This is a genomic window from Candidatus Methylomirabilota bacterium (assembly GCA_036001065.1).
GTDB lineage: Bacteria > Methylomirabilota > Methylomirabilia > Rokubacteriales > CSP1-6 > MNEF01.
The window spans coordinates 1-9786 of the sequence record DASYUQ010000197.1; the positions used below are offsets into that span (position 1 = coordinate 1).

A 9786-nucleotide genomic window follows, 5' to 3' on the forward strand; every position below is an offset into this window, starting at 1 on the left:
CCGAGGAGCCGCGCCGTGAGCGTCTTGTTGCCCCGGGTCGCCCGCAGCGTCGCCTCCAGCAGGCGCTGCTCGATCTCCGCCAGCGGCGTACCGATGCGTACGGTCAGCACGCCCTCGGGCAACGGCGTGGCTCCCGCAATCTCCTCGGGGAGGTCGGGCAGGTCGATCTGGACGCCGCGGGCCAGCACGACGCCGCGCTCGACGATGTTCTCGAGCTCCCGCACGTTGCCGGGCCAGGAGTAGCCCTCGAGCCTGCGCAGGACCTCGTCCGCGAAGCCGTCGAGGTGCCGGTTGTTCTTGGCGGCGTACACGCGCAGGAAGTGCTCGGCCAAGACGCGGATGTCCTCGCGCCGCTCGCGCAGCGGCGGCACCGTGATGGTGATGACGTTGAGCCGGTAGTAGAGGTCCTCGCGGAAGCGCTTGTCGCGCACCATCTGGGCCAGGTCCTGGTTGGTGGCGGCGACGACCCGGACGTCGACGCGGATGCTCTTGGTGCCGCCCAGCCGCTCGAACTCGCCCTCCTGGAGCATCCTGAGAATCTTGGGCTGCGTCACCGCGGAGAGGTCGGCGACCTCGTCGAGGAACAGGGTGCCGCCGTCGGCCAGCTCGAAGCGCCCCTCCTTGCGTCCCGCCGCCCCCGTGAAGGCGCCCCGCTCGTAGCCGAACAGCTCGGACTCCAGCAGCGTCTCGGGCAACGCGGCGCAGTTGACGGCCACGAAGGGGCCGTTGCGCCGGGCCGACCGCTCGTGAATGGCGCGGGCCACCAGCTCCTTGCCCGTCCCGCTCTCGCCCTGGACCAGCACGGTGGCGGAGCTGTCGGCGACCTGCTCCACCAGCGTCATCATGCGCCGGAAGGCGGGGCTGGCGCCGATGACGGCGCCCTGGCGGAGCAGCGCGTCAAGGCGCTGCTGGAGGGCGCGGTTCTGCTGGATGAGCTGGCGCCGCTCGAGCGCCGACCGGATCACGCGCTGCAGCTGCGCCCGCTGCACGGGCTTGGTGAGGAAGTCGTAGGCGCCGTCCTTCATCGCCTTGACCGCTTCCTCGATGGTCCCGAACGCGGTGAGCAGGATGACGTCGACGTCCGGCGCGATGGCCTTGGCGGCGTGCAGCAGCTCGATGCCGGACAGCGCGGGCATCTTGAGATCGGTGAGGACCAGGTCGACGCCGCCGGCCTGCAGGCGCTCGAGGGCGGCGCGCCCGTCGGAGGCGACGACGACGCGATAGCCCTCGCGAGTCAGCGTGCGCTCGAGGCTCTCGCGGAGCCCCGGATCGTCGTCGGCGACCAGCAGGGTGGCGGGATCAGGCATGGACCGCCCGCTTGAGCGGCAGACGGATGGTGAAGCGGGCGCCCGCGCCCGGCCGGTTCGTCCAGCGGATCTCGCCGCCGTGCTCCTCGATGATCTGGCGCGCGATCGACAGGCCGAGGCCGGTCCCCTGCGGCTTGGTCGTGAAGAACGGCTCGAACAGCCGCTTGGCGACCTCGTCGGGAATGCCGCCGCCGGTGTCGGTCACCGAGACCTCCACGGTGTCGCCCTCGCGCCGGCTGGCCAGCGTCAGCTCGCCCCCGCGGGAGAGCGCCTCCTGCCCGTTCTTGACGAGGTTCAGGATGGCCTGGCGCAGCAGGCCGCGGTCGATCTCCATCATGGGCACGGTCGGATCGGTCTCCACGTGCAGCGTGAGGCCCTGGCGCACGGCGACGGGCCGCACGAAGTCGGCCAACTCCACCACCAGGTCGTTGACCGACTCCTCCTCGAAGTGCGGGCGGGGGAAGCGCGCGAAGGTCAGGTACTCCTCGGTCAGGGCGTCCAGCGTCCGCACCTGGTCCTGGATGGCGGCCACGAGCCCGGCCGCCTCCTCCCGCTCCGTCCCCGCCTGCCCGCGCACGATGTCCCGCAGGATCTCTGCGTTCAACTCGATCGCGCTGATCGGGTTGCGGACCTCGTGCGCGACCTTGAGGCTGAGCCGCCCCACGGTGGCCATGCGCTCGGCGACGAGGAGCTCCTGCTGGGTCGCCTGGAGCCGGTTGAGCGTTCCCGTCAGCTCGGTGTTGAGCCGCTCGACCTCGCCGCGTGCCCGCCGCTCCCGCTCGGCGACGAGGCCCAGGGTCACCGCCGGGAGGCCGGCCAGCGCGGAGAGAATGAACCCCGGCGTCCAGCCGACCCAGGGCGGCACCAGCCACGCGGAGAGCGTGTAGAGCCCGCCGACGATGAGGGCGGCGCCCAGGCCCACCCACGGGCCGAAGTAGTAGGCGTTGACCGCGACCAGCGGGAAGAAGAGGAGGTAGAAGAGGCTGTCGCCGCCGCCGGTGAAATAGAGCAGCGTGAAGACGAGCAGCAGATCGATGCCGAGCGCGTTGAGAAAGATGATGCGGGTAGCGCGCGGGTTGATCGTGACCAGCGCGAAGATGCCGACCTTGTACGCCGCGAACCACGTCACCAGCGAGAAGAGGTCGATCCGGTAGCGGGGCCGCAGGGGGACGAGGCCGAGGGTGGTCAGGCCGCCGACCATCACGACGGCGAGGAGCACGGCGAACACCCGCTCGTCGCCCTCGAGCAGCTTGAAGATCGCGTGCCACGGCTTGCGGCCGGCTGTCGTCACGACTCCCCCGAGGCGACTATAGCACGCGGGGTTTTCGGGGCGTCGGGGTGGCGGGCGGTGCTCGACCACGCTAGCCACGCCACGCTCGACGAGCTCGAAGGCGCAGGGGCCGGGTCTACCCCCTGAAACACGGGTCTCGCACCGCCCGCCACCCCGACGCCGCCACAACTCCGCGTCTTCGGTCGGCCCGGGGGGCTAGCGGCGGCCGCCGGCGGCGAGCCGGCCGCGGGCATCGAGGGCCGGGGCGAGGGCGGGCGCGCGTCAGCTGCGGCGGCTCTGGCGGTAGGCGAGGACGGCGAGCCCGGCGGCCAGCCCCACCAGCGCGCAGAGCACCAGCCAGCGCTCGAAGCGGCGCACGTCGGCCATCACGCGCGCGAGCTGGTCCGCGAAGAGGAAGGCGATGCCGAAGCCGACAGGGACGCCCACCAACGCCGCGCCGGCGTCCACCGCGAGGAATTTCCAGAACGGAATCTTGGCGATGCCGGCGGTGAGGAAGGCGGCGGCCCGCAGGCCCAGCACGTGGCGGGCCGTGAAGACGATCTTCACGCCGTGGCGGTGGTAGGCGGCCTTGAGCCGCTCCTCGCGCTCCCGACTGAGGACGCGGCGGACCACCCGCCAGTCCAGCACCACCTCGCCCCAGTGATGGCCGACCCAGTAGAGGACGACGTCACCGCTGAGGACGCCCAGGATGCAGACGGGCAGCGTGATCCACCACCGCACGACATTTTCGTGCGCGAGCACGCCGGCGGCCAGGACCGGGGCCTCCTCGGGAATCGGCAGCCCCAGGCCGGCCCCGAACAGCACCAGAAACACCCCGAGGTAGGTGAAGTTCTCGATGAAGCGTTGAAGCATGATCTATACTCGCATGGGCCTGCCGATGCCTCGCCAGCGATTGATCCTTCACACCGAGGCCTCGCTCGGCCTCGGCGGCCAGGAGATCCGGATCCTCACCGAGGCGCGCTGGCTGCTCGACCACGGCTGGAGCGCGCTCATCGCCGCCCAGCCCGAGAGCCGGCTGCTCTCCGAAGCGCGCGCTGCCGAGCTGCCCGCCGTCGCCGTCCGCATGCGCGGCGCCCTCGATCTGCCCGCGCTCCTGGCGCTCCGCCGGCTCATGCGGGCGCGGGGGGTGGCGCTCGCGCACACCCACAGCTCGGTCGACAGCTGGCTGGGCACGCTGGCGGCCAAGTCGCTGCGCCTGCCCGTCGTGCGCGGCCGCCACGTGACCATCCCCATCGTCAAGCGGCGCGCCCTGACCTATCGTCTCGCCGATCGCGTCATCACCAGCGGCGAGGCGGTCCGGACGCTGGTGCAGCGCGCCGGCGTGCCCGCCGAGCGGATCGTCGCCGTCGCCGCGGGAGTGGACGCGATGCGCTTCCACCCCGGCGTGTCGGGCAAGACGGTGCGCGACGAGTTGGGGCTCACCAGCCCGGTGGTCGGCCTGGTGGCCAACGTGCGCGGCTCCAAGGGACACCGCTACTTCCTGGAGGCTGCCCCGGAAGTGCTGCGCGCGGTGCCGGGGACACGCTTTCTCATCGTCGGCGACGGCGTCGGCTTCGAAGGCGTGCGTCGCCGCGTGCGCGAGATGGGTCTCGAGCCCCACGTCATCATGACGGGCTTCCGCCGCGACATCCCCGAGGTGATGGCCGCGCTCGACGTCCTCGTCCTGCCCTCCGTCAAGTCGGAGGCGATCTCGCAGGTGATCCCACAGGCGCTGGCGGTGGGGACGCCGGTGGTGGGCACCACCGTCGGCGGCACCCCCGAGATCATCCGCGACGGCGAGAACGGCCGGCTGGTGCCTCCCGCCGACGCCGCCGCCCTCGCGGGCGCCATCGTCGCGCTGCTCCGCGATCCTCCCCGCGCCCGGGAGATGGCCCGCGCCGGCCAGGCGCTCGTGCAGGCCCGCTACACCATGGACGCGACGATGGCGCAAACGACCGCCGTGTACGCTGAGCTCCTGGGCGGCTGAGTCAGCGGAGGGGCGCGGTGTCCGGGCGCGCGGCCGGGCGGCCACGCGCCGGCTCGGCGCGTGGCCCCGGCGGCTCGCGAGCGCTGTCGGGCAGCGCGACAACGCGCAGGCGCACCGGGAAGACGCCGGCGCCGACCGCGCTCAGCCGCTGGGCAGCGGCGTAGGACACGTCGATGATGCGGCCTCCGACGAAGGGGCCACGGTCGTTGATCCGCACCTCCACCGAGCGTCCGTTCCCCAGGTGGGTCACCAGCACGCGCGTGCCCAGGGGCAGCGTGCGGTGCGCGGCGGTGAGCTGATACATGTTGAAGACCTCGCCGCTGGACGTGCGCCGGCCGTGGAAGGGCTCGCCGTACCAGGAGGCCTGCCCGCGCTCCTCCGCCCCCAGCCGCGGCGGCGCCGAAGGCGGCACGGCGACGCGCGTCGTGGCGCACCCGGTCAGGACCAGGAGCGCCGCCGGCCATATCGTGCGGGCTCGCATATCCCATCGTACTATCGAACCATCGAATCGATGAACGTCCGGGCCCTGGCCATCGACTACGACGGCACCATCGCCGAGAACGGGCGCACGCCCGCGCCGACCGCGGCGGCGCTGGCGCGCGTGCGAGCCTCCGGGCGCAAGCTCGTGCTCGTCACCGGCCGGATCCTCGTCGAGCTGAGGGAGGTCTGCCCCAACGTCGACCGCATGTTCGACGCCGTCGTCGCCGAGAACGGCGCCCTCCTCTATCTACCGGGACTCGGCCGCGCCCATCCGCTGGGCGCGGCGCCGGAGCCCGCGCTGCTCGAGGCGCTGTCCCGGCACCGCGTCGAGTTCAAGCTCGGCGAGTCGATCGTGGCGACGCTGACCCGCTTCGCCGACGCCGCGCGGGCAGCGATCCAGGAGGCGGGGGTCCCCCGCATCCTGGAGTTCAACAAGGGCGCCCTGATGCTGCTGCCCCAGGGCCTGTCGAAGGGCACGGGGCTGCTGGCCGCCCTGGCCGCGCTCGACGTCTCCCCCAACGAGGCCGTGGCCATAGGCGACGCCGAGAACGATCACACCCTGCTCGCCGCCTGCGGGCTGGGGGTGGCGGTGGCCGACGCCGTGCCGGCGCTCCGGGCCCGCGCCCAGCACGTCACCCGCGCGCCGGGCAGCCTCGGGGTGATCGAGTTCGTCGAAGAGTTCCGCCTGACCGACCGCTAGCCTTCGGCGAGTCGCGACCAGGCTGGCCGCAACCTCACGCGGCCGGGGCGACCGGAACGACGTTCACGGCGCGCGGCGGATCCTTCATACCCTGAAGGCGCAGGAGTGCAGTACCGGCCGCCAGTCTGCCCACGCCGGTGCGACCATCACGAGCCCAGCGTGAGCACCAGCGATGGTGCCAGCGGGACTCGGTCACCACGGCGACAGGCAGGGGCAAAAGCCCACATTGGGCAAATGCCGACGGTCAATCGCCACGGTCCACCACGCTCACCGGGTGCGGATCGCGTCCTCGACCGAGCGGCCCGGCCAAGGCGTTGCTTTTCGAGGTCGTTCCGGAATGCTCCGACGCGGTAGCCGAACGACGAGCTTTGGCACGGCCCTTGCCGAAGACTGAGAGCGCTGCACGAACCAAGGAGCCACAGGAATGAAAGGAGGGCACGAAGCATGATGGGACAGAGAGTCGTGACCACGGTTGGGTGTCTAGTGATTCTTCTGGCCGCGGTTCTCGAGGCGGATGCGGCTGGTGTGCGGGTACGGTGCGAGCAACGGCTGAACCCGCCGAGGTCGAAGGCGAGCGTCGATGGGTTCGACCTCGTTCCTGCGAACGGAACATTTGCCGCCAGGCTCGCGTCCGGGCTGAACACGGCGACCTCCGGAACGCAGGCCGCGGTCGCAGATCAGGTCGAGTTCGACTTCGACAGTGACGCCGGCGATATCGCCGAGGGGGCCACCGCGATCGCGCCAGACTTCATTCAAAACGCCCAGGTCACCGGATCGATCTTGGATGCGGCCGGAAACACCGTGGCCACGGCGACGGCACCATGCGAGGTGAAGCGCTGAGGGAAAGGACCGGGGACGTCTTCCGGCAGGACGGCGTCCCCGGCCACTTTGCGCTGATTGATCGCGGGACCGTCAATCGGTAGGGATGTGCGCGAGCCGGGAGCCACGGCGGTGCTGGCGTAGCCGACGTGGGTGGCGAGTTGGGCGGTGCGCTCTTGCGAGGTGCAGACCGATCTGGGATCATGCCGCGGGATGCTCGTGCGGTTCTTCCGAACGTGGTGGATCGGCGGTTCGCTGATACGGCAGTTCGCCGTCGTCAGCCTGATCGTCACCTGCCTGACGACAGCCGCGCTGGTGACGTTGACCTTCTACAATGTGCGGAAAGACCTGCTCGATTGGGAGTGGAGTCTCACAGCAAACTACATCCGAAAAGCGGCCCGCGCTTACCTCACGCCGGCCGACTTCGAGTCACCGAGTAGCCCGAACGCTCAGCGACACTTCCAGCAACTCTACCAACAGACGATCCTGATGCCGGACATTGTCAGGGTGAAGATCTACGACGACACGATGGCCGTGGTGTGGTCCGATGAGTCGCGCTTGATTGGTCAGCGTTTCCCCGACAACCCGCAGCTGGTGGGAGCGCTGGCCGGGCGAACGATGGTCAATCTCGAGATGGGCAAAAAGAAGGGAGAGAATGTCTACGAGCGCGACAATTTGCCGGAGCTGGTCGAGGTGTACGTGCCGATCGTGTTCCCGGGGGCCTCCAGGGTGATCGGTGTCATCGAGACCTACAAGGAGCTTGACCAGGTTTTCATGAACATTCGCAGGGCGCAGCTCACCGTCGCCACCACCGCCCTCGCCGGCGCATCGCTGATCTACTGTTCGCTTTTCTGGGTCGTCCGTCGGGCCTCCCACCGGATCGAGCATCAACGCCAAACCCTCGAACAGCGGACGTGGGAGCTGACTGCCGCCAACGAGGAACTGCGGAACGTCCAGGTCCAGCTGCTCCAGGCCGAGCGGATGGCGGCGATTGGCGCGGTGGTCACCGCCGTCGCGCACGGTATCCGCAACCCGCTGGCCAACATCCGCGCCGCCGCCCAGGTCGCCCTCCTGGATTGCCGCGAGGGCGGGGGCTCGCCGCTGACGGCGAAGAATCTGGTCAGCGTCATGTCCGAGGTCGACCGGCTGGGGGGCAGAATCAAAGACCTGTTGCAATTCGTCCGGCCCGCTGAACGGCGGAGCGAGCCACTGGACCTGAACAACGTCATCCGCGCCAGTCTCCGGATGACGGCCGGACGCATTGCCTCCGCCAACATCGCGGTCGTTGAGCAGCTGGCCCCCGCGCTGCCCTCCATCATGGGAGACGCCATTCTGCTCGAGCAGGTCTTTCTGGGCCTGATCAGCAACGCCATCGAGGCCATTGCCGACGGCTCCCGGACCATCACCATCAGCAGCGGTATCAGCGACGACGGCGCCGGCGGCGCCCAGGTCTTTGCGGAAGTCCACGACACCGGTTGCGGTATCCGTCCCGAAGAGATGTCAAAGATCTTCGAGCTGTTCTACACGACCAAGCCGCAGGGGACCGGGCTGGGACTGGCTCTGGCCAAGAAGTTCATCGAGGCGCACGATGGCTCCATCGCCGTGCAGAGCCGTCCGGGTGGAGGCTCCGTGTTCCGGGTGACCTTTCCCGTCAAGCCCGCCTGACCCATGGTCCCCCTGATTCTCGTGATCGAAGACGAAACCGTCTTGGCCGAAGCTATCTCGACGTACCTGGAGCGACACAAGTACACGACCTCGGTCGCTCACTCTGGCGAAGAGGGGGTCCGGATCGCCGAGCAGATCAGTCCAGAAGTGGCCGTGGTCGACATCAAACTTCCCGGCATCGACGGGCTCGACGTGCTGCGGCGGCTCCGCGAACTATCGCCGACCACCGAGGTCATCATGATGACCGCCCACGCCTCGGTCGCTTCTGCGCTGGAAGCCATGAAGCTCGGCGCGTTCGACTATTTGACGAAGCCCGTCGACCTCGACGAGCTCCGGGTGATCGTGGACAAAGCCTCGGCGCATCTGCGCATGCGCCGGGAACTGTCCTATCTCAAGGAGCGGCACCAGACCGTCGGGCACATCTCCCGAATCGTGGGGGAGTCGGCCTCGATTTGCGCGCTGAGAAGCCAGATCGAGCGGATCGCCGCTCTGGAAGCGCCGGAGGGCGGCGTCGCCCCGACGGTGCTGATCCGCGGCGAAACCGGTACGGGCAAAGACATGATTGCCCGCTCGATTCATTACCACGGTCCGAGGTCCGCCGGGCCCTTCGTGGACATCAACTGCGCGGCGATTCCTCCGGCGCTCTTGGAGGCCGAGCTGTTCGGTTACGAGCGCGGCGCGTACACCGACGCCAAGGCCGCCAAGCCCGGGTTGTTCGAGGCGGCGGACGGGGGGACCCTCTTCCTGGACGAGATCGGGCACATGGAGCTCGGGATGCAGGTCAAGCTCCTCAAGGCGCTCGAGGACCGGTCCGTCCGTCGCATCGGCGGCCTCCGGGCGAAGACGTTCAACGTCCGGATCGTGGCCGCCACCAACCGCGATCTGGGGGCGGCCATTGCCGAAGGCGCCTTTCGCCCCGACCTCTATTACCGGATCAACACGCTCACCCTTCACATCCCGCCTCTCCGGGAGCGGGGGGACGACATCACGCTCCTGGCCCGTCACTTCCTCGAGAGCTTCAGCCAGCAGTACGGACTGCCGGCGAAAGAGCTCGCCCCCGAGGCCGAAGTGGCCATGCGTTCGTATTCGTGGCCGGGGAACGTCCGGGAGCTGGCGCACGTGATGGAGCGCGCTGTCCTGCTCCACGGCGGGCCCGTGGTCACGCTGGAGCAGCTCGGTTTCGCCGAGACGAAGTGTCAGACCCCGGTCGTCGTGGAGATTGACGGAACGGTTCGTGTCGACTTCTCGGCGGGAAAGATCGTCCTCGACGAGGTCGAACGGCAGCTCATCTACGAAGCGCTCCGCGTCGCCGGCTGGAATCGCACGCGGGCCGCAGAGTTGCTGGGGATTTCCAAGGAGACGCTCAGGTATCGCATGGAGAAATACGAGCTCCATCCTCCTGTCAAAACGGGGGAGTCCTAGCCCCGATCCGAAATAAGCTCGCAGGTGAAAGCGGCACATGGCCGCGAACATGGGCGGTGTTCAGGAGATGGTTCGACCGCAGCCAGCGTCTCTATAGGAGGACGTGGGTGCGCACGTACCCACGCTGGCCACGGCC

Annotated in this window: 8 protein-coding genes and 1 pseudogene; 5 read left to right on the forward strand and 4 right to left on the reverse strand. The window is 69.4% G+C overall.

Going from position 1 to position 9786, the window contains the following annotated elements; translation table 11 throughout:
- The 3 genes from VGV13_18955 to VGV13_18965 all read right to left on the reverse strand — a co-directional run.
- Nucleotides 1–1307, reverse strand: a 1307-nt coding sequence (locus VGV13_18955; protein HEV8643170.1) for a sigma-54 dependent transcriptional regulator, incomplete at its 3' end; no start/stop codon positions are given.
- Nucleotides 1300–2598: an ATP-binding protein gene (locus VGV13_18960; GenBank protein HEV8643171.1), complete on the reverse strand. Its 1299-nt coding sequence runs from the start codon at nt 2596–2598 to the stop codon at nt 1300–1302. The genes VGV13_18960 and VGV13_18955, both read right to left, overlap by 8 nt.
- Nucleotides 2599–2859: 261 nt before the next feature.
- Nucleotides 2860–3450 carry a DedA family protein gene (locus VGV13_18965; GenBank protein HEV8643172.1) on the reverse strand — a complete coding sequence of 197 codons (591 nt, stop codon included), beginning with the start codon at nt 3448–3450 and terminating at the stop codon, nt 2860–2862.
- Here VGV13_18965 and VGV13_18970 point away from each other — a divergent pair.
- Nucleotides 3449–4564, forward strand: coding sequence for a glycosyltransferase family 4 protein (locus VGV13_18970; protein ID HEV8643173.1), 1116 nt, complete (start codon nt 3449–3451; stop codon nt 4562–4564). The genes VGV13_18965 and VGV13_18970 overlap by 2 nt on opposite strands.
- 97 nt (nt 4565–4661) lie before the next feature.
- On the opposite strand, the pseudogene VGV13_18975 reads toward VGV13_18970, so the two are convergent.
- Nucleotides 4662–4949: pseudogene (locus VGV13_18975) on the reverse strand (septal ring lytic transglycosylase RlpA family protein).
- Between the two features lie 126 nt (nt 4950–5075).
- On the opposite strand from VGV13_18975, the gene VGV13_18980 reads away from it, so the two are divergent.
- From VGV13_18980 to VGV13_18995, 4 genes are all read left to right on the forward strand, one after another.
- Nucleotides 5076–5744, forward strand: a complete 669-nt coding sequence (locus VGV13_18980) for an HAD family hydrolase (protein HEV8643174.1) — start codon at nt 5076–5078, stop codon at nt 5742–5744.
- Nucleotides 5745–6188: 444 nt separating this feature from the next.
- The gene (locus VGV13_18985) at nt 6189–6584 is read left to right on the forward strand and encodes a hypothetical protein (protein HEV8643175.1); all 396 of its coding nucleotides are present in this window, start codon (nt 6189–6191) and stop codon (nt 6582–6584) included.
- Nucleotides 6585–6776: 192 nt separating this feature from the next.
- Nucleotides 6777–8228: an ATP-binding protein gene (locus VGV13_18990; protein ID HEV8643176.1), complete on the forward strand. Its 1452-nt coding sequence runs from the start codon at nt 6777–6779 to the stop codon at nt 8226–8228.
- 3 nt (nt 8229–8231) lie between these two features.
- Nucleotides 8232–9650 carry a sigma-54 dependent transcriptional regulator gene (locus VGV13_18995; protein HEV8643177.1) on the forward strand — a complete coding sequence of 473 codons (1419 nt, stop codon included), beginning with the start codon at nt 8232–8234 and terminating at the stop codon, nt 9648–9650.
- The last annotated feature ends 136 nt before the right edge of the window (nt 9651–9786 follow it).

Coding starts and splice junctions, on each gene's coding strand:
- VGV13_18970 (HEV8643173.1), top strand. CDS start 3,449: ATGATCTATACTCGCATGGGCCTGCCGATGCCTCGCCAGCGATTGATC.
- VGV13_18965 (HEV8643172.1), bottom strand. CDS start 3,450: ATGCTTCAACGCTTCATCGAGAACTTCACCTACCTCGGGGTGTTTCTG.
- VGV13_18980 (HEV8643174.1), top strand. CDS start 5,076: ATGAACGTCCGGGCCCTGGCCATCGACTACGACGGCACCATCGCCGAG.
- VGV13_18985 (HEV8643175.1), top strand. CDS start 6,189: ATGATGGGACAGAGAGTCGTGACCACGGTTGGGTGTCTAGTGATTCTT.
- VGV13_18990 (HEV8643176.1), top strand. CDS start 6,777: ATGCTCGTGCGGTTCTTCCGAACGTGGTGGATCGGCGGTTCGCTGATA.
- VGV13_18995 (HEV8643177.1), top strand. CDS start 8,232: ATGGTCCCCCTGATTCTCGTGATCGAAGACGAAACCGTCTTGGCCGAA.